This window comes from Candidatus Omnitrophota bacterium, from assembly GCA_040755155.1.
Taxonomy (GTDB): domain Bacteria; phylum Hinthialibacterota; class Hinthialibacteria; order Hinthialibacterales; family Hinthialibacteraceae; genus JBFMBP01.
In genome coordinates, this window is the sequence record JBFMBP010000066.1 from 1 (window position 1) to 18,824 (window position 18,824).

20 protein-coding genes are annotated in these 18,824 nt (G+C 50.7%); 10 read left to right on the forward strand and 10 right to left on the reverse strand.

The genetic code is table 11. The features are described 5' to 3' along the window. Positions 1-968: sialidase family protein (locus tag AB1656_08450; protein MEW6235399.1), on the reverse strand; the 968-nt coding region annotated here is incomplete at its 3' end. A 423-nt stretch (positions 969-1,391) separates the two neighbouring features. Here AB1656_08450 and AB1656_08455 point away from each other — a divergent pair. The 7 genes from AB1656_08455 (at position 1,392) to AB1656_08485 (ending at position 5,919) form a co-directional block, all read left to right on the forward strand. Continuing rightward, complete coding sequence (locus tag AB1656_08455; protein ID MEW6235400.1) at positions 1,392-1,907, forward strand: hypothetical protein; 516 nt, start codon at positions 1,392-1,394, stop codon at positions 1,905-1,907. Between the two features lie 6 nt (positions 1,908-1,913). Next, entirely contained in the window at positions 1,914-2,855 is a 942-nt protein-coding gene (locus AB1656_08460) for a tetratricopeptide repeat protein (protein ID MEW6235401.1), read from the forward strand. 55 nt (positions 2,856-2,910) lie between these two features. Continuing rightward, positions 2,911-3,435 carry a hypothetical protein gene (locus AB1656_08465; GenBank protein ID MEW6235402.1) on the forward strand — a complete coding sequence of 175 codons (525 nt, stop codon included), beginning with the start codon at positions 2,911-2,913 and terminating at the stop codon, positions 3,433-3,435. A gap of 190 nt (positions 3,436-3,625) precedes the next feature. Beyond that, positions 3,626-4,966 carry an AAA family ATPase gene (locus AB1656_08470; GenBank protein ID MEW6235403.1) on the forward strand — a complete coding sequence of 447 codons (1,341 nt, stop codon included), beginning with the start codon at positions 3,626-3,628 and terminating at the stop codon, positions 4,964-4,966. A 246-nt stretch (positions 4,967-5,212) separates the two neighbouring features. Then, the gene (locus tag AB1656_08475) at positions 5,213-5,338 is read left to right on the forward strand and encodes a hypothetical protein (protein MEW6235404.1); all 126 of its coding nucleotides are present in this window, start codon (positions 5,213-5,215) and stop codon (positions 5,336-5,338) included. Positions 5,339-5,344: 6 nt separating this feature from the next. Beyond that, positions 5,345-5,686: a hypothetical protein gene (locus tag AB1656_08480; protein ID MEW6235405.1), complete on the forward strand. Its 342-nt coding sequence runs from the start codon at positions 5,345-5,347 to the stop codon at positions 5,684-5,686. Continuing rightward, positions 5,671-5,919 carry a hypothetical protein gene (locus AB1656_08485; protein MEW6235406.1) on the forward strand — a complete coding sequence of 83 codons (249 nt, stop codon included), beginning with the start codon at positions 5,671-5,673 and terminating at the stop codon, positions 5,917-5,919. The genes AB1656_08480 and AB1656_08485 overlap by 16 nt, the downstream gene beginning before the upstream one ends. Positions 5,920-6,008: 89 nt before the next feature. On the opposite strand, the gene AB1656_08490 is transcribed toward AB1656_08485, so the two are convergent. Further along, a complete protein-coding gene (locus AB1656_08490; protein ID MEW6235407.1) occupies positions 6,009-7,838 on the reverse strand; it encodes a hypothetical protein in 1,830 nt (609 codons plus the stop codon). A 587-nt stretch (positions 7,839-8,425) separates the two neighbouring features. Here AB1656_08490 and AB1656_08495 point away from each other — a divergent pair. Next, the gene (locus tag AB1656_08495; GenBank protein ID MEW6235408.1) at positions 8,426-8,668 is read left to right on the forward strand and encodes a hypothetical protein; all 243 of its coding nucleotides are present in this window, start codon (positions 8,426-8,428) and stop codon (positions 8,666-8,668) included. 121 nt (positions 8,669-8,789) lie between these two features. Here the strand turns inward: AB1656_08495 and AB1656_08500 are convergent, their stop codons facing one another. From AB1656_08500 to AB1656_08535, 8 genes are all read right to left on the reverse strand, one after another. Then, complete coding sequence (locus AB1656_08500; GenBank protein MEW6235409.1) at positions 8,790-10,211, reverse strand: DUF4038 domain-containing protein; 1,422 nt, start codon at positions 10,209-10,211, stop codon at positions 8,790-8,792. 156 nt (positions 10,212-10,367) lie between these two features. Beyond that, positions 10,368-11,321, reverse strand: coding sequence for a hypothetical protein (locus tag AB1656_08505; GenBank protein MEW6235410.1), 954 nt, complete (start codon positions 11,319-11,321; stop codon positions 10,368-10,370). A 150-nt stretch (positions 11,322-11,471) separates the two neighbouring features. After that, a complete protein-coding gene (locus AB1656_08510) occupies positions 11,472-11,882 on the reverse strand; it encodes a molybdenum cofactor biosynthesis protein MoaE (GenBank protein MEW6235411.1) in 411 nt (136 codons plus the stop codon). Next, on the reverse strand, positions 11,879-12,127 hold the full coding sequence (gene moaD / locus AB1656_08515; GenBank protein ID MEW6235412.1) for a molybdopterin converting factor subunit 1: 249 nt from the start codon (positions 12,125-12,127) through the stop codon (positions 11,879-11,881). Before moaD ends, AB1656_08510 begins: the two co-directional genes overlap by 4 nt. 4 nt (positions 12,128-12,131) lie before the next feature. Continuing rightward, positions 12,132-13,412: a serine--tRNA ligase gene (serS, locus tag AB1656_08520; GenBank protein MEW6235413.1), complete on the reverse strand. Its 1,281-nt coding sequence runs from the start codon at positions 13,410-13,412 to the stop codon at positions 12,132-12,134. A gap of 370 nt (positions 13,413-13,782) precedes the next feature. Further along, the gene (moaC, locus tag AB1656_08525; protein ID MEW6235414.1) at positions 13,783-14,247 is read right to left on the reverse strand and encodes a cyclic pyranopterin monophosphate synthase MoaC; all 465 of its coding nucleotides are present in this window, start codon (positions 14,245-14,247) and stop codon (positions 13,783-13,785) included. A 362-nt stretch (positions 14,248-14,609) separates the two neighbouring features. Then, positions 14,610-15,023, reverse strand: a complete 414-nt coding sequence (locus AB1656_08530) for a hypothetical protein (protein ID MEW6235415.1) — start codon at positions 15,021-15,023, stop codon at positions 14,610-14,612. A 29-nt stretch (positions 15,024-15,052) separates the two neighbouring features. Beyond that, positions 15,053-16,342 carry a PLP-dependent aminotransferase family protein gene (locus tag AB1656_08535; protein MEW6235416.1) on the reverse strand — a complete coding sequence of 430 codons (1,290 nt, stop codon included), beginning with the start codon at positions 16,340-16,342 and terminating at the stop codon, positions 15,053-15,055. A gap of 226 nt (positions 16,343-16,568) precedes the next feature. Here AB1656_08535 and AB1656_08540 point away from each other — a divergent pair, with 226 nt between their 5' ends. Both AB1656_08540 and AB1656_08545 read left to right on the forward strand, forming a co-directional pair. After that, positions 16,569-17,333, forward strand: a complete 765-nt coding sequence (locus AB1656_08540; protein MEW6235417.1) for a hypothetical protein — start codon at positions 16,569-16,571, stop codon at positions 17,331-17,333. Between the two features lie 4 nt (positions 17,334-17,337). Continuing rightward, a complete protein-coding gene (locus AB1656_08545; protein ID MEW6235418.1) occupies positions 17,338-18,654 on the forward strand; it encodes a multiheme c-type cytochrome in 1,317 nt (438 codons plus the stop codon). Positions 18,655-18,824: the final 170 nt, after the last annotated feature.

The following is an 18,824-nucleotide window of genomic DNA, read 5'->3' on the forward strand; positions in this document are numbered from 1 at the left end:
GCGGGATTGGTATTGTTATTGGCGAGAGTCCAATAAACGCCGGTTTGGGGATCGCGGCGGATGGAGAATTTCGACATGCCGCCGGGAAATTCGATGAAGCCGGTCTTGGGATCGAAACTGACTTTCCTCCCTTTATCCTCCACGAGAACCATCGCGGCGCGGTCGGCGACGGGCAGGGAATTGGCGCGCAGAATATCGAACATGCGTCCGTCGGGAGCGATGACGATGTTGCCTTCCAGCCATCCCGCCGCTTTGCCGCCGGGAAGATGTTCCGCGCCCTTGGCGAATTCGGGAGGATCGGTCTCCTGGTCGTAGATCAAGTGGTTGCTCATGATCCAAGAGGAGGCTTTGAGCAGGTCGGCGTCCGCATCCGCCGAAATAACCAAAGCGCGGAATCCCGCCGGCCAGCTGGGCGGAGCGCAATTCTCGAAGGCGCGATAAAGGCGTCCCTTATGCTCGACAACGGGCATGGGAGCGCAATGGTAGTTAGGGCCGTCGGGCTGGCCTCCCGTTCCGGAAAAGAGAAGCCCGGTTTCCGCATCTATGGGTTTGGTCCAGGTTTCGCCGTTGTCTTCGCTTTTGCGGATAACGATGGAGCCATACTCTTCCGAGCAGCCGAGATAATAGACGGCGCCTTTATGAATAAACAAACTGGCCCAAAAATCGGTTTCGAAGCAAGTAACGAAACGCCAGGTTTCGCCGTTATTCTTAGACCGGAAAAGAAGGCCCATATTATTTCTCCCCGTTGCCGAAGAGCGAGGCGCGCCGGGGCCGAATTGATCCATCGCCGCCAGAATATCGCCGTTGTCCAATCGCACGAGAGTAGGGCTGCCGAGGTAGATTCCCGTACAAGGAGGGCTGAAATGGACGACATGCTTCAAGGGATCCTGTTCGGCGGCGAATCCAACCGATGACGCCGCGAGCAAACGGAAGGCGATGCAAAAGAAAATGGGACGTTGCAGGTTCATTCTATTTCCCTCGCATAATTTGATGCTCCCATTTTGCCTTGCTTTATCGAATAAGAAAAGGATAAACGCAACGCCGCCGCTTGGCGGTTTTCAGCGATCGGCGTATTATTTAGGAGCATCCCACCCGCGATTCGCGGGCTAAATCAGGCAGAAAAAGTAGACCCGCGTGGGGAAGGATTTCTCGCTATCGTTCGAAATGACAGAGTCGCAGCATGACAGAGTGGCAGCAGGAGAAAGACCATGATTAACGATTTTTCCCCGCCGCGCCCGACATCGCGCCATGTCATTTCGAGGGAGCGCAGCGACCGAGAAATCTTCAACCCCCTCTGTGCCATCTTGGCTCTTTCCCTACAAGAGGCTGGAAGCCTCTTCTACTCTGGTGTTTTATAAGAGTGATGGACTATCGGCCAAAAGAGACGATTCATGAATAACGAAATCAAAGACGAACTTTTCAGAGAAGAAAGTCCTTATTTCGAGTTGGATGGAAATTTATATTCTCCCTCTCTATCGAAACAGACGCGGTTGAGCATTGCCAGGAGAATCTACAATCCGGCGACGCTCCCTTTTTTCGGGTTTTTTTTCTTGTTTTTTTCCGTCATTCCTATTGCTTATAATTTTTTCCAGTTGCGGAAGTGGATCCATCTCTCCGCCTCCATCCTGTTAGCGCCCATGGTCGTATGGGTCTCCATACAGGTTTGTCCGGATATGGCGCAATGGATAGGATTGGAAATCGGACAAACATTCGTATATCTACTGAAAGTTCTTTTCATTCTCTTGGGCATCGCCGCCTTTACGCTGCAAAAACGGGATTACGATTGGTTTCTCATGGCGGGAGGACGGCCGCAGACGGTATGGAAAATGGCTGTCGCTTTGCTTATCGTTTTCGAAGCTTTCCGGTTTATTCTTCGCGCGATTCTCGAAACGGTCAGGAGCCTATAGACGATAATGGAAATTTCCTACGAGCGCCCCAGCGGACATATCGAACGCGGACGCGCGTTGCTCGATTTGGAGCGGCCAGAGGCGGCCATCGACGAGCTGCAAGCCGCCTTGGCGGAGGATCCGCAATCGGCGGAAGCGGAATGCCTGATGGCGTTGGCCTACGCCATGCTGGCGAATTATCCGATCGCCGAGCTACATGTCCGCAACGCTCTGACCCTCGATCCCGACAACGCTTACAGCCATTACGTTTACGGGATGATTTTGCAAGACTCCCAGCGGGACGGAGGAGCGGAGAGGGAGTATTTGCGCGCCATCCATCTTCTGCCCGTCTGCGCCGATTTCCACGCCGCCTACGCCTGGCTGCTTTACCGCAACGGCCAAATGGACAAAGCGAAAAAGATCGCCCGCAACGCGCTGCGGTTCGATCCCGAAAACGTGGAAGCCCTGCGGCTGTTGGGACATTTGAACATGGAAGAATTCGACGTGGACGTGGCGCAGGCGACGTTCCAACGGGCGCTGGCGATCAATCCCGAATCCTCCGGTTCCCACGCGGGAATGGGAATGGCTTACTTGCACCGCAACCAGGCGGACAAAGCGGCGATCGAGTTGCGGGAATCGCTGCGGCTCGAGCCGAACAATCCCTACGCGCAGGAACTCTATTTGCAATCGGTCAAGTCAAGGCATCGTCTCTATTATCTTTTTTGGCGATGGTCGCTTTCGCTGAAGCGCTTAGGGCGGACGAAAGCGTTTTTTTTGATTTTTGGATTGTGGATTCTTATCAACGCCATTACGACGATGCGGCAGAAGATGCCGGAGTTTTTCGACCGCCATCCCCTTGCCGATACGGCGGTATTGATTCTTGTCGTCCTCTATATTTTATTCTGCATCTATACCTGGATCGCCGATCCCTTATTCAATTTTTGCGCCCGGCGCGGATGGATCAAGTAAAGGATTCTTTCGCCTCTACTCGAAATAGATTGTATGAATGAGGAGGATATAGAAGATGGAAAAAGGAATGGTTTTTGAAAATTATCCTTTGTGGATGGTTCTCGTCTCCAATTCGCTTTCATTGGCCATCTATGCTTTGGGAATCATCCTCCTATACGAACTTGGAGCGATATACGCCGTTCTTTACTTGGCGTATTGCGTATGGATGGAATTCAGACTTCTGCGAGGCAGTTGCGCGAAATGCTATTATTACGGGAAAACCTGCTGCTTTGGAAAAGGGAGATTATGCTCCTTTTTCATGAAGAAAAACGAATCGCAAAAATTCGGCGAGCGGGAAATAACCTGGAAAGACCTTCTGCCGGACTTAATGGTTTTCGTCTTCCCATTTATAGGCGGAATCGTCTTATTGTTCCTTAGATATCATTGGATGATTTTGGTTTGGATGGCGGCGCTATTTCTTCTGAGTTTCCCAGGAAATGGAGTCGTTAGAGGTTCGCTGGCTTGCAAGTATTGCCGCCAGCGGGAACTTGGCTGTCCCGCCGAACGATTATTCAATAAAGGTAACGATTTAGCCAAATGAAGAATCGAGTGCAGTTTTATGAGAAAATCCATGAATTTCTCTCTATTTCTCCCCCAAGTTGGGGGAGATTAAGAGGGGGTTGTCGGTTCATCCTGTCAACCCCACTCTTAATCCCACCACATCTTGGGCAGGGAATCTTCTTCACTCGGCTAAATAATTACCAATAAAGAAAAGAAGCGAAAGTAGGATCATGAACGATAAAAGCAAAGAGCGGCTATCCGCGTTGACGGAGGCGCTGCGATTCAGTCCCGAAAATATCCCTTTGCGTAAAGAAGTCGCGAAACTCTGCGAAGAGATGCTGCGGTGGGACGAGGCGTTCGAGCATTACAGCTTTCTTTGCGGAGCGGATGCCGCCAACATTGAGCATTTCTTGGGACTAGCGCGCTGCGCCCTGGCGTTGGCGCGCTGGGAAAAGGCAGCGGCGGCCTGCCGCGCCGCGTTGGACAAGAACCGGCGCCACGCCCAAGGCAACTATCTTCTCTATAAAGCCTTGAAGGAAATGGGCGACCTGGAAACGGCGCGTAAGCACTATGAAATCGCCGTCGATCAAGACTCCGATCTGCAAAACGACGCCGAACGGGCGGAACTTTATCCCTGCGGCGAGAAGCCGAAGAGCGTTCTGCGCATCCATCGAACGCCGGAAGCGCAGGAATCCGCCTTCGATTTCGAAAGTCCCGCCGTCACGTTCAAGGACGTCGGCGGCCTATCGGATTTGAAAGAGACGATCCGGCGCAAGATCATTCTTCCCTTTCAAAATCCGGAGATTTTTAAAGCCTACGGCAAAAAGACCGGCGGAGGCATCCTGCTCTATGGCCCGCCCGGCTGCGGCAAGACGCACATCGCCCGCGCCACGGCGGGAGAATGCAACGCCCATTTCATCTGCGTGGAAATCAGCGACGTGCTGGATATGTGGTTCGGCGAAAGCGAGAAGCGGCTCAGCGAATTGTTCAACCAGGCGCGCAGCCATACGCCCGCCATTATTTTCTTCGACGAACTGGACGCCATCGGCGGCGTGCGCAACCGGATGCGGGAAACTCCGGGCAAAACGCTCGTCAGCCAATTGCTCGCCGAAATGGACGGATATCAAACGCAAAACGACAACATCCTGGTCATCGGCGCCACCAACGCGCCTTGGCACGTCGACCCGGCGCTGCGGCGTCCGGGACGCTTCGACCGAGTGATTTTCGTTGCCCCGCCGGACTTGCAGGCGCGCGCGGAAATCTTGACTATCCACTCCCGAAACCGCCCGGTGCAGAATGTGGACTTCGTGAAAATCGCCAAGAAATGCGAGGATTTTTCCGGCGCCGACCTGCGGGAGGTTATCGAAAAAGCCTGCGAAGAGGCTATGATGAAAAGCCTCGAATCCAACCAGATCGAACCGGTAACCATGAAGGATTTCGAGAAAGCGGCCGCCTCCCACAAGCCCACGACGAAAGAATGGCTGACGACGGCGAAGAACTACGCCGCCTACGCCAACGACGGCGGCGTCTATGACGAGGTTATGGACTTTTTGAAGAAACGGAAAAAATAGGCGTCAAGAATTGGATTTCACCGCATCAATTCTCGGCTTGTTTATCATCCTCGAATAAACGCTTCATCTCTTCCAATGAGAAGCCTTCTTTATCATTTTGTCTTTGGTAAATATCGCTCAGGTATTGCATCAATTCTTCATTTTGACCAAGCATCATCCTGAAAACGGCAGTTGAAGATAATATAATAGGATGCAAGATGAAGGAAAGAGGATAGATAGAGGGGATAGGGGAGAGGACGAATAGAAATGAATCACCCAGCGGGTGAGAAGGGATTAATACTCTGCGAAGACGAAAAAACCTCGTTGATTGTCGATACGTATTGGGGACGAATCCATGTAGAATGGGACGAGCAAGGGAAGGTGACGGCGTAGGGACAGTTGTCGTTTTATATCGATTTTTTGAAGACGGGGGATTTATTTGATCCCTGGGTCAAGGATTGTCCCTTGACGTATGCGAGTCCCAACGCCCCTACGAAAACCGACGTGTTGGGAATCCTTCTATTGTCGATTCTCTCCGGCCATACGCGCTATGCGCACATCAACGCCATTCGTTTCGATGCGGTCAATCCGGAATTGTTGGGGATGAAGAGAGTGGTAAGCGAGGACTCGGCGCCTCGGGCGTTTCAAGGGGTGGAGGAGGCCGCCTGCGAAAAATGGCTGCAAACCCATTTGCGCCGTGGTTATGAAGCGTTGTTGTACGAGCCGTGGATACTGGACTAGGCAAATCCGGCGCCGGAGGCCAATCGACCCTGATCGTCGTCAACGCCCACAGCAAAACGGCATGGATTCAGAAACGACTGCAATCGTTGGCGGCGTTTCTTCTCGAATTAAAGAGGAATGCAGAGCAGTTGGATTGGCAAGACCGGTGGCGATTGATTTTGAGCTGGGCGTTGCAGAAATTTCTGCAAGGAAAAATACTTGCCCGCCCCAAATGGCTGCCGCAAATGGGCTGAACCGCCAATCAAGCAGGATCGCCAGGAAGGCCTAGAACGGCTTGCGACGGAGAATTCTGCGTCGCAACTGCCGTTTTTAGGATCATTCATCATTCAGGAATATGCTCGCGGTGGATCACCGCATGTTTTCGGATCAAGGGAAGGTTTTCTGGCGCATCTCGCAAGTAAATGACGTATCCGCCCGATTTATGGAGGACTTTGACGTCGTCGTAAATCAAATACCACCCCTTGAATTCGCTGCGCAAGTATAAGTCGAGGGGCTGCCGTTCGTAGCTGATGATAAAGTTGATTTTATATTTGTCGAGCACATACTCCCAATACTCTTTACCGCTCTCAAACCAGTCTTTCAATTCCGGGAAATTGGAATGGTCTTTTAAAAACTCGCCGATTTGATTTTTTCTCCATTCCATATCGGTCCAGCGCCCATGATCGTCGTAGACGCCGAAAGGTACAGCGAGAGCGTTGTAGACGGCTACTTTTTCCTTCGCATAGTAACTTCCCCACATATCGAAACGGCTGTCGGTGAAAATTTTCATAATTTCGGGCGATAAACGATAAATTAAATAACCCGCGAAATTGTCGTCGTTGAACATGGGGCCGGGAATCTTATAGTAAACAAGAAAATCGACGGCGTTAACGGGATAACGATCCTTGATGTAACCGTCTTCCGCCAGATAGGGAAAATCGCGATAATTTTGCAACCAGATTTTCCCCGGACGCAAACCGAAGACGTAAGCGAAAAGGATAAAAACGAGGATAACGTCGATGTGATGCCGCATAATCCATGAAACGAGCAGACAAAGCCTGCCCCAGATGCTGCGGGAATACTCCTTAATGTCTCCAGTCTGGGGAAAAAGCGCCAGCCGTTCCTCGGCGAAGGCGCTGATCAATGGCGGAACCGCCACTAGCGCGAAGAGAGGGATATGCCGCAGGTGATTCAGCGCCTGATGCGCGAAAAATACGATGGCCAATCCTTCATAAATCCAGATCGATCCCGCCCGCAACATCGGCAAAAGCAGCAACCCTAACAGAATCGCCTCGAAGGCGTTGGCGTAGTGCATGTTCGGCGATTGCATTTCCCCCAGATTGCGCAGCAGCCAATGGTCTTCCATCACTTTTGCGGGAAGCAGATGCACTTCATAAGTGAAGGGATTGACGAAAGAAGCGAGAAAAACCGCCAATAAAATGATTGAACTTTTCCAAAGACGTTGAAACGACGGCGCGGTCGGATTTTCATTCAACCAGGTTACCAGGCAAAACCACAATTCGCTGAGCCACCAAAAAAAGATGAGTAGTATCCCGATAATTCCCCCGCCATGCAGATTGATCCATACGATTTCGCCCAAAATAGCGGCGGCAAACGCTAATTTAAAATGCTCGCCCAATTGAAAAGAAAGAATAATATGAAAAAAAATAACAATAAAAAGGTAGGTGAATATGGGCGGCCGGAGGAATAAGGTTCCATGAGAAGCGAGGATGACGATGATGGCGCCCAAACACGCCATTTTCCAACCTACGCCGTTGCGCGCCATGTAAAGTATTAATAAAGCGGTAGTTATGGTAAGAATGATCGATTTAAAAACGATGGCCCCTTGCAGCCCCCCTGCGGAATAAGCAGCGAAAAATATTAAATCCGATAGCCATTCGTGGTTGATCCACGGCGTTTTTTCGCCGGTAAAGGTAAAAACGTCATAGGGAGGGAAATGAAATCCATTTTGTAAAAAATATTGCCAAAGATATTCCCCCGTTTTAAGATGCCACCAACAATCGTTTTCGCCGCGAATGGGAAACATCCCCGCCCAAAACGCGCCTGCCAGGGTGAGGATCAACATGATTCCAGCGATCATTCTCATGCCCGGAGCGTAATTTTCTTTTTCGATCGGCTCGTGATTTGATTTCCAATTATACGCAGCATTCATAGCGGTTGATTACCATTCGGCCTTTTGCGCCTCGGCATCCTACAAGAATCGCTATTGAGTTAAGAAGTCAATTTCTGCCGGGCGGCAATAAAAAATACCCCTTCATGGGATACGACAAGAGAGTATCCTGTTGAGATACTCTTATATCAATTCTATGGATTTCATCGCGGCCTTAAAAAGAAAGCATCGTTTTTACGGCGCGAATTGATTTTCAATACATAATTAAATGTAGGCTTAAATCCTTTTTTATCAAGTAAAAATCGATTTTATTTTCGCGCCTTAGAGAATGGAGTCTTTGCTAAAGTTTTTCTGCGAAACGTTACCTCTCTCGGCTCTTTATCTCAAGTAGAAAAGGCTGATTTCGCTGAAATATTACATGGAATGGTCTTTGCTATTTTTAGTTATGAAAGAGTATACCGGTTTTAGACGAAGAAAGCCTATAAAAATATCTTGCAATTCTTGAATTTTATGTTACAATATAGTAAAGGATAATTAAAGTTGTCCGATAATACTAAAAGGGATGAGGTTAATCGCTATGGTCTGGCTCCAATTCATCGAGCAAGAAAGATCGTTAGGGAGAAAGAATCATGTCTGCAAAAGCCATAAAAAAAATGAATCAAGCGGCTGTCGAGGTCGATGAGTATACGGCCAAAATGGACCGGATGGTCATGGATTTGAAAAAACGCAGCGATGAAGATCGCGTAAAACGCGCCAAGACGATGTTGTTGTTTATCGGAATTGGATTGGTGATAACCGCTGTCAGCATCTTCATCATGTTGAATACGGGAATGAGCGACTGGAATTTAGGTTTTATATCTAAATCAAGATGAGCGATCAAACGCCAAGATCGATTCGAAAAGCCGGAGATATCCAAAAAGAGGCGGGTGAATTCCTCTTTGTTAACCTCTTTTTTTTGCCTCGTATCGCTTCGTTTTTTAAAAGGCTGAAGGTTCATTTCGGTTGGTTCGGTTCTTTTTTGATCTCGAAAGACTTCTTGAAACGCAGTATGCCCAGGCAGTCCCGCATAAATTCGGGCGATTGCAAAATCAGTTGTTGCCGCCGCAGTTGGAATTCCTTGTTCCTGCCTTTTCCCCGGCTTTCCGTATCGAACCATTGATATTCGTATATTCCCTCGATCGTGTGAAACGTTAATTGGACTTGCCCCAATCCGGGTTTTTTGCGCAAAAGCCAAAATATCCGGTCGTTTCCCGCCATGCTTTCCACGAGCAAGCACGCGTCTTTCGGCTCGGCTTGAATCGGCGATTTGGAGGGGGGACGAGGTCTTCCGCCTAATTCCACGTAAGATAAAAAATCCAATAGCGTAGCGCAAAGCGCTCGGCTGGAATCGGGGATGCGAAATCCATCTCTTCCTTCGATGGGCGTTAGAAACGAGCCGCTGCAGGAAGCCGCCGCCGACCAAAAAATATTGCGGATAAATTCTTCATATTCGTTTTCGCGACCTGTCCACGTGGATTCCCCGATAAAAACCGGTTTTTTGCAATCCCGCGCCATCTGGATATATTGCGACGCGCTTTGAGCGGCCACATAGGCGTCTTTGGACCGGATGTGAAGCAAGAAGAAATCCGCCAGCGAAACCAGTCCCATGAGTTCCGGCTGCAAGGCCGTCGGCAGCGTATTGGGCATAAAGGAGATCGACTTCAATCTGCCCGGATCGTTGGTTTCTATCTCCTTAGCAATCCTTTCAAACCAAACCTGGGCAGAGTAGATCGTCTCCTTGTCCGGTTTCGCCTCCGAATTCCACGCATCGGCGCCCCTTGCGATTTCCCAGGCGAGAATAGGGCGGTTTTTATATCGCGCCGTCAGCTGCTTCGTCCGCCGAATCGCCTGCGAACGGGATTTCTGCAGAAGGAAGAAATCGGATAGGTTTGCGCGCCAGCCCCCTTGGCTTCGATTGTAGGGATGATGCTCCCAGTTTTCCGACATGGATTGCAGATCGAACAGAATCAATATAACAGCCATTCCCCTTTTTTCGGCGGCGTGGATCAGAAAATCCAATCGAGATAGAACGGCGGAAGTCAATTCGCCGTCGCTGGTTTCCACTTCGCTTAACAGCGCGCCGGAATTTAACGCGGAGTCTATGGCGATGCGTAGGACGTTGATCCCATTCCCCGACCATTCCGCGATGTCGCGTTCGGCTTCTTTGTCCGTCAGGCGGAGATTCATTAGGAATCCGGCGTTAGCGCCGATGGGGAAAAAAGGTTTTCCTTCCTTCTCGAAGAGATAAAAATTGGCTTTATGGATCGATATCGCCTCGCCGCCATAAGCGCCTCCGGTAACGACGAATAAAGGAAACAATAAAAGAAAATAGGCTATTTTCATAAAGAAGCGCAAGGCAGGCTCAACGCGAAGCATGGCCCGCCATTCTCCTTACTGGCCCGTAGCCGCTAAACACTCTCATGAAAGCATTAATATCGTAGGATGGGTTGCGTCGTTTGACCCATCACTTTTTCGATGCCATTCTATCGATGGGTCAAAAAACGCGACCCATCCTACTTTTCTGTTTTTCGATCAATCTGCGGGTTTGTTTTCGTCTACGTTGACGAAGGCGTTGATTTTAAATTTCATCGCGAATTCCGACGGCAATTCCGCTTCGTTGATGTTGGTCTTTCCGCTCAAATCGATGACCATATTCGACTCGGTTTTCATCGATTCAATCCGTCCTTTGTCCAGGTTGAATTCCAATGTCCCCTGGCCTTTTGACGAGTATTCCTTGAATTGAAACTGCAATTTTACCAGCCCCGTGTTCTGGCCTGACTGGGCGGAATCGACCTGAACGTTTTCGTTCATCATGCTGGTTTGAGTGGAGATGCGGGCGATCGTCTCGTTTTCTCTTCGATAGACGCTGTCCAGGGTGTAGGTCGAATCCACAACCATCTCTTTGGATGCGGCGGTAAAAGGCACTGTCTTTCTCTCCACCCAGGAATAGCCGATGGGAATCGCCTTTTCAGGAAAACGCAAGTAGGGATTTTGCTGCGTCGTCGATTGGCCGGCGTCCGACATTCCCTGCAATTTCATTTTTTGCTGGTTCGGCTCTTGGAGATAATGGAAAACGCTGCCGGAAGCGTTGATTTTGATCTTGATCTTTTCTTCGCCCATTCCCCAATCGGATATCAAATCGATGGCTTTTCCGCCGCCCAGCATCGGATCGTTCATTTCCATTTTCAAAAATTCGGCTTGGACGACCGCTTCGCCTTGGTTATCCACATTCAGCGTCTCGAATCGCATAACCGATTGTAAGCCGCCTTGAATGGGCAGTTGCTCTTTTTCCGAAGAGGGCTTTCCATCGGCCGTCAATTTGTTCATCGTAACGGCCCCTTCTTGCGTGACCGCGTATACCAAATAGCACACTTCGCCCTTATGGAATTTATTTTGCAAAAGAAACGCTTCCTCCGCCCTCGACGGCGCGGCGAAGACGAATCCGAGGGGGATGATAATAAGGTAAAACCATGAAGAACGAGACATTTAATTCTCCTTTTTATCGATCGAATAGGATGATCGTAAGATGGGTCGCGTCGTTTGCCCCATCATTTTCTATGTTCATTAATTGCTACGGTTGATTTATGTTTCTAGTTCAAACGGCCAGAATAGGCTAACGAATCGCGAGGGGAATAGTTACTCTTCGATCCAGCGTTCTTTACCATCTGCGAGACGTTCTTTTTTCCATAAGGGCGCGCGTTTCTTGATTTCGTCCATAATATATTCGCATCCCCGGAATGCATCGCGCCGATGAGCCGCCGCCGCGGCGATCAGCACCAGGTTTTCTCCCGGAGCCTGCCTGCCTTTGCGATGCGTTATCGCCGCATCCGTCAGCGCGAATTTCTCTATGGCTTCCCGGCGGATCGCTTCCAGGACTTTTAACGCCATCGGCTCGTAAACATCCCATTCAACGGAGATGACAGGCGTTCCCTCATAGCTGGTCTCTCTAACGGCGCCCGTAAACGTTACGATGGCTCCAGCGCCGGTTTTGCGGAGGGTTTGCACCGTTTTGTCTACGGAAAAGTCCTCCGTCTGTATGAGGATCACGATCCGCCTCCGCTGACGGGAGGAATGAAAGCGAGAACATCGCCGTCAGTCAGTTCCGCGTCCGGTTTGCAATAGCGCTCGTTCAAAGCCATAGCCAGACGGTCGAAATCAGATGCGGCGCCGGGATGCAGCAAGCGCAGCAGGTCGGCGGCGTCTTTCGCCGTCCCCTTCTCCATTTCCAATTCCATCTCGCCGGTTTGAATTTTTTCCCGCAGAGATGCGAAAAAAAGGCAGCGGATTTTCAAGGATTTATTTCTCTCCTGGTATGAGGCGTTCTTTCCCGCCTAAGTATTTATGTAAAGCTTTAGGAATCAAAATAGTTCCGTCTTCCAGTTGATTATTCTCCAGAATGGAGACCAACAGGCGCGGCGTCGCCAGACCCGAACCGTTCAGCGTGTGAACGAAGCGCAGTTTGTTATCGTTTTTAGGCCGATAACGGATATTGCCCCGGCGCGCCTGATAGTCTTCGCAATTGCTGCACGAGGAGACCTCGTAATAAGAGTTTTGCCCCGGAAGCCATACTTCCACGTCGTAGGTTTTCGCCGATTGGTTGCCGATGTCTCCGGTTACCAGCAGCATCGTGCGGTAATGCAGTTCCAATTCTTCTAAAACATGCTCGGCGTCCTTCACCAATTTTTCCAGTTCGTCGTAAGAGCTTTCCGGCGTAGTGAATTTGTACATCTCCACCTTATTGAACTGATGCACCCGCACCAGTCCCCGTTCTTCAACGCCGGGCGCTCCCGCTTCCCGCCGAAAGCAAGGAGAAAGAGCGGTATAGTAAAGGGGAAGAACCTCTTCTTCCAGGATTTCGTCTCGGTAGAGGCTGGTCATGGGTACTTCGCTGGTTGGAAGCAGATAAAAAGGATCGTCCTTGCATTTATAGAGTTGATCTTCGAACTTGGGCAGGTTGCCCGAAGCGAACGTCGTCTCCCGGTTGAGCAGAAACGGCGGGATGATGGAAATATAACCGCGATCACGGTGATGTTCCCGCATGAAGTTAAGCAGCGCCCATTCCAACTCGGCGCCCCAGCCGATATAGAGAGGGAAGCGGGAACCGGCGATTTTAGCCCCGCGCTCGAAATCGAGCAGATTGTGTATTTTCCCTAGTTCCAGGTGATTTTTCGGTTTGAATCCGAGTTCTTTTTTCTTCCCGAACGACCGGACTTCCACGTTGAATTTTTTATCTGGATTGGTAGGGACGGATTCGTGAGGGATATTGGGCAGCTCTGAGACTTTGGCGTATAGGGCGTCTTCCAGTTCGCGCAGTTGGGCGGATTTTTGCTTGATTTCATCGGAAAGCGATTTCATCTCCAACATAAGATCGTCGACGTTTTGCTTCTCTTTTTTCCGTTGGGGAATCTCCTTGCTGACGATGTTCTGCCGCGACCGTTTTTCATCCGTTTCCGCTTGCAGCGCCCGGCGGCGGGCGTCCATTTCGACGATTTCATCTAACGAAATGCCGGCGTCTCTCCGGCGCAATTGTTCTTCAACCCATTCTTTTTTCTCTCGTATCAGTTTGATGTCCAGCACCCGATTGTTCCTCCCGCGGCGATGATGCGTAATTTTTGTTTTGATGAGAGCCTCATGCAAAATTCCTTTATTCCTCCCCCAAGTTTGGGGGAGGTTAGGAGGCAATGTCGTTAAGTTAAGGATAGACTAATTCCTTAATCGAAAATATCAACAAATCTAATAGCATGAATTTGTTGAATTTAAAATCCCTCACCCTAACCCTCTCCCAGAGGGCGAGGGAATGGAATTTCGTCACGTTATGTCTTAACTTAATGACATTGGGTTAGGAGGGGGTTGACGTAAGTCCATTAAAATCAACCCCCCTCTAACTCCCCCCATCTTGGGGGGAGAATTTTAAGACGGATTTCATTAATTTTGCAAGAGCCTCTAATTAATCGATTTCGGATTTTTCTTTTTTCAATAACCGAATACCGTCGATCCGCATAGTTTTATCGGCCGATTTGCACATGTCGTAGATCGTCAGCGCCGCTATGGACGCCGCCGTCAATGCTTCCATCTCCACGCCGGTTTTCGCAACGCAGCGAGCGGATGCGACAATGCGGATGGCGTCCCGCTCCAGTTCGAACTCCACCGCCGCTGCATCCAGCGGCAAAGAGTGGCATAAGGGAATCAACTCGTCCGTGCGCTTGGCTGCCTGAATGCCCGCAATCCGGGCGGCGCAGAGGACATCGCCTTTGGGAAGCGAACCGGCGCGGATGGCTTCGACCGTTTCCGGCGCCATGCGAATCCAGCCTTCCGCTTCGGCGGTTCTCCGCATAGGCGGCTTGGCGCCGACATCCACCATCTTGGCTTGTCCGCGCTCGTCCAGATGAGAAAAAACGGAATTCTTGTTCATTCTATATGGCCTGATCCAAACGGATAAGTGGGCTTGCTCGGCGGATAATCGCAATATTCATGGAAGTAATGGTAAGAGAAGCGTCCAGAGTAATAAAGGCCGTTCGAACCTATAAACAGCGATTAGTGGTTAGCCCCCCTACCGAGGAAAGGCTCTCGGCGAATACAGGAAAAAAAACTCTGCCGCCCCGCCGTTGAAACGGCAGGCTATTGTCGTTTGCCCCTTTAAAGGGGCATTTGAAAATAGCCCAGCCTTTCAAGGCTGGGATGACGACTTGCCCTGGCGCCCTGCCTTTTGATCCATCAATATGTAATATCCGTTAAAAAGACGGGTTAAAAAACACGATCCATCCTTCTTTTCTACTATTTCCAGGAAAGGGATAAAAACGATTCAAGATAGCCGTTTTGCAGGAATGAATCCGCCGCTTTGAGAGTTCCTTCCTGGTTTAAGCCCCAAAGCGACGCTTTGACGGGCGTTTTTTCCGCCATCTGGACAAAGGCGCTCTCCTCGTCCGACCAGGCTACGGGAATCGATTTATAGATTTCCGCCGCCGCCGCATTGACGCCGGGACCCCCGACTAAAATGACCGGGCAGATATGGAACAATTCGTTTTCCATATACCAGCGGTCGGAAACGACGATGGCCCGCTGATGGCGGGTTGCCCCGCGCGCATCAATCTTCTCTTTAAGAAGGTATGCGATAGGACGGTCTTTTTCCTCAGGCAGGAGTTCCGAACCGGTTACGATCAGGATGGTTTCGTTGATGTCTACGCTCACTCGCCGATTTCGCCTTTCGGGATGATGGATCAGGCGATGAGCGCCGCGCTATGCGACAAAGCGCGGGCCAGCCTGACGCAGCCTTCCTGCAATGGCTCTTCGCCGATCATTCCGAACGAAATGCGCAGGCTGGAGCAACGCTGGGATTCGGCTCTATCGCAAGAATAGCAAAGAGATCCCGGAACGTATAGCACTTTTTCTTTCAACGCTTGCCGAAACGTCTCGCTCTCCGGTCCCGTATCTATGGAAGGAGGAAGAGTAATCCAGGTATAAAAACCGCCGCTTGCTTTCAGCGCTTTCGCTTCTGGAGGCATGGTCTCTTGCAGGATTCGCCAAACCAGGTCGCGCTTATGTTCGTAGCGGCGGCGCAAAAACCGCGTATGCTCGTCGAATAGCCCCGAAAGCAGAATCCGCTTTATGATTTGTTGGCATAGGTTGGAACTGCCGAAGTCGTGATTGCCTTTGAAATCGGCCATTTTGTCGATCAGGGCTTTGGGACCGGCGCAGAAACCGAGCCGCAATCCCGGCGACAACGATTTGGAAAAAGATTCCGTATAGAGAACCAAGTCGTTATTGGCGTCATGCGATTTGATGGGAGCGGGCGCATAATCGTCGAAGACGAGACGGCGATAGGCGGCGTCTTCCAACAACAAAATCGGATGCCCTTTCTCGCGATAATCGTTTAAAATCTCCATCAGCCGCTTGCGCCGGCCGCCGCTTAGCGTAACGCCTTGCGGATTGGTGGCGTAGGACATGGCGTAAATCATTTTCACTCGCCCGATTTCGCCATTCGCTTCCAGCCGCGCCAAGCATTCGGCCACTTTTTCCGGAATCAGGCCGTTTTCGTCTACATCGACGCCGATCGTCCGAACGCCGCGCGTTCTCATGGCTCCCAATACGACAAAATATGTCGGCGCTTCCAATAGGACTATATCTCCCTCATCCAGTAGAACCTCGGCCGCCAGGTATAAAATCTGCTGCGAGCCGGAGCCGAGGAGTATCTGGGATGCGTCGATCTCCGCCGCTGGATGCAATACTCCTTCCCGCCGCATCCGCGACAAGAGATGCTGGCGCAATTCCAAATCGCCCAGCGTCGTTCCGTATTGCAACGCCGCCTGGCCGGAAACAGGAGCGCTCATCAACTTGGCGATTAGCGGCGAAATTTCGGCGTGAGGCAGGGATTCTTGATCCACGAAGCCCGCCGCCAGCGAGATCAAGCCGGGAACTTCCAGCGCCTGCGCCATCAACCAACTGATCTCCGGCGGCGGCGTCCGTTTACCCTGAGCGGAAAATCGTTCTTTCCAATCGATCGGTTTCATAGCCATTTCTCTCTATAAATGAAACAAGATAATAATCCCTTCGCCTTCTGTTGAATTGACGCTCCGGCGGAGATTTTCTATTATTAATAATAAACGGCGGGGGACGGAAGGCGCGGTCTCCGAACGGCTTCATTTTATCCGATGGCGGCGAATACGAAATATGAGACAATTCTCTCCAGTTTCCCTTCTTTTCATTTTCGGTTGCGGGATTACGATCTGTGCGCTTATGCTCGTAGTCAATATTTCCGGATTGGGAACGATTCCCAAATGGTTTTTCGAATTTTATCTCTCCATCCTGGCGTTGATTTTCTTCTGGTGGCCTATCGACTTGTTGGTTCATTGGGAAAAACGCACCGATAACGCCCGCCGCAAAGATACGATTATTCTGATCGTCGTATCCACTTTTATATTATTCATTTATCCCTATTATTTTCTGGTTACTCCCTTTTGGCCGACGGCGGCCATAGCGTTCATCGTCGGCGGCATTCTGCCGTCGGCGGCGATTTTTTATAAAAAAATGAAAGCCCGCGCTTCCTGCGCCGATCCGGCTGTTTATCAGCGCCTGGCTTTGACGAACGAACGCGTGAAGGAGTTCATGAAATACTTTCCCGATCATCGGCAATACGTTACTGGCTTATCCGCCGCCGACGGCGACCGCCTTCATTTCCTTATGCACCATCGCGAGCCTTACCAAGATATCCGAGGCGCGCAGATCGATTATGTCCTGGATATTGGCATCGATCGCCGCTTGGGGATCATTATCGGCAAAGAACAATTGCAATGCTACATCTTCTTCAATAGCAAGGAGGGCGCAAAAATCGGATTTTTGCCCTCCTCCAACATCGGACGCGCCCTGGATTACGGTTTCAGCGAGGAAGAGATTCAAGAAGCGCTGAAGAACGCCCATAGCGAAGAACAACACTGGCCCGCCCTCAAGGACGATCCCCTCATCATCCAGCATTATCCCGGCAGAACGGCGAGGTTGAGATAAATTCATGATCCGTTTTTTCTCCGCCGCCGCGTTATCGTTCTGCTTTATCCTTAACGCCGCCGCCAATCAAGTGGTCTTGATCGCAACCAGTCAAACGCATTCCTCCTTCGAACGCTGCGGTTGTTCCGGCCATTACCAGGGCGGCTTGGAAGCCCGCGCCGCCTATTTGGATAAACTGGCGGCGGAGAATGTCCCCTATATCCTTATCGACGCCGGAGGCTTTTTGCCGAATGAGACGGCGCCCATTGACGCCGCAACGGGAAAATCGTATTTCGGCGCCATGAAAGAACTAAAGTACGATCTAGCCCTCCTAGGCCCGCCGGATTTGGCATTAGGCCAAATTTATCTGAAAAATCTGGCTTCGCAAAGCGTCTCTCCCATGCTTCTGAGTTCCAATCTGGAACTCGGCGATGAATCGTTTTGGGCGCCGTCAACGGCCATTATCCGCGACGGCGTAAAAATCGGCTTCGTCGGCGCATCCTCTTTCCGAACTATGAGAGCTGGCGGATTTTCCATTCTCCCGGCGGATAAAACAATAACGGATCAGATTCGAATCCTTCGCGAAAAAGAAAATCCCGATGCCATTGTTCTCCTGGCCTACGAGCCATCCAATCTCGTTCGATCCTGGCTGGCGCAGCATCAAGAATTGAAGATCGATCTGGCCATCACCCTCGATCTAGGCCAGGATTTGGAAAAACAAGGGGAAACGTATATAGCTAATGCTCCTCAAAAAGGATATCAGGTTGGAAAAATCGTTCTCGACGTTGCGCCGGGGAAGGGAATAGAAACTGCGGTTTATTCCCGCGAAACCATCGATGCGCAATGGCGCAACGAAGCCATGCGCGCCTATATTAAGACGGCTTACGAGAATATGATCGATGAATTGAACCTCAAAATCTCCGGCCCCATTCCCCTGCAAAATTTCAAAGAGGAAGAAAATCCCTCCCACTCCTACGTCGGAGCGAAGACCTGCCGGGGCTGTCACGAAGCTCAATACAACCAATGGGAACAAACCGTCCACGCCCGCGCCTTCGATTTGTTGCTGGATAAAAACCGCCAATGGATTCCCCAATGGCTAAGCCGATGCGTCACCGGCTATGGAAGCAAAACCGGCTTCCAATCCTATCCCGAAACCCTAAGCTTTTTGAACGTCCAATGCGAAACCTGCCACGGCCCCGGTTCTTCTCACATCGAAGGCGCCGCATCCGGCCCCATCCGCCGCGTTCCGCCCAAGGAACTCTGCCTCGAATGCCACGACCGGGATTTCTCTCCCAAATTCGATGTTCTATTCGATTTGTATTACAAGCAAATTGTTCATTAGAAAAAAAAAGTAGAAGAGGCTTCCAGCCTCTTGAAAGTTGTAGGGCAGGGTGGCAAGGGGAAAGCGCCGATGAAAACTGGCGTAAGGAAGCGGATGAAAGTTCCGTACAGTGAAGGTGTAGCGAACCACGCTGGCCCCGAGTCATGCGCCGATGGCCGCGAGGCCATAGG

Excerpts from the sequence above, each read along its gene's own strand:
- AB1656_08455 (MEW6235400.1), top strand. The coding sequence starts at position 1,392 with ATGAATAACGAAATCAAAGACGAACTTTTCAGAGAAGAAAGTCCTTAT.
- AB1656_08460 (MEW6235401.1), top strand. The coding sequence starts at position 1,914 with ATGGAAATTTCCTACGAGCGCCCCAGCGGACATATCGAACGCGGACGC.
- AB1656_08465 (MEW6235402.1), top strand. The coding sequence starts at position 2,911 with ATGGAAAAAGGAATGGTTTTTGAAAATTATCCTTTGTGGATGGTTCTC.
- AB1656_08470 (MEW6235403.1), top strand. The coding sequence starts at position 3,626 with ATGAACGATAAAAGCAAAGAGCGGCTATCCGCGTTGACGGAGGCGCTG.
- AB1656_08475 (MEW6235404.1), top strand. The coding sequence starts at position 5,213 with ATGAATCACCCAGCGGGTGAGAAGGGATTAATACTCTGCGAAGACGAA.
- AB1656_08490 (MEW6235407.1), bottom strand. The coding sequence starts at position 7,838 with ATGAATGCTGCGTATAATTGGAAATCAAATCACGAGCCGATCGAAAAA.
- AB1656_08495 (MEW6235408.1), top strand. The coding sequence starts at position 8,426 with ATGTCTGCAAAAGCCATAAAAAAAATGAATCAAGCGGCTGTCGAGGTC.
- AB1656_08500 (MEW6235409.1), bottom strand. The coding sequence starts at position 10,211 with ATGCTTCGCGTTGAGCCTGCCTTGCGCTTCTTTATGAAAATAGCCTAT.
- AB1656_08505 (MEW6235410.1), bottom strand. The coding sequence starts at position 11,321 with ATGTCTCGTTCTTCATGGTTTTACCTTATTATCATCCCCCTCGGATTC.
- moaC (MEW6235414.1), bottom strand. The coding sequence starts at position 14,247 with ATGAACAAGAATTCCGTTTTTTCTCATCTGGACGAGCGCGGACAAGCC.
- AB1656_08535 (MEW6235416.1), bottom strand. The coding sequence starts at position 16,342 with ATGAAACCGATCGATTGGAAAGAACGATTTTCCGCTCAGGGTAAACGG.
- AB1656_08540 (MEW6235417.1), top strand. The coding sequence starts at position 16,569 with ATGCTCGTAGTCAATATTTCCGGATTGGGAACGATTCCCAAATGGTTT.
- AB1656_08545 (MEW6235418.1), top strand. The coding sequence starts at position 17,338 with ATGATCCGTTTTTTCTCCGCCGCCGCGTTATCGTTCTGCTTTATCCTT.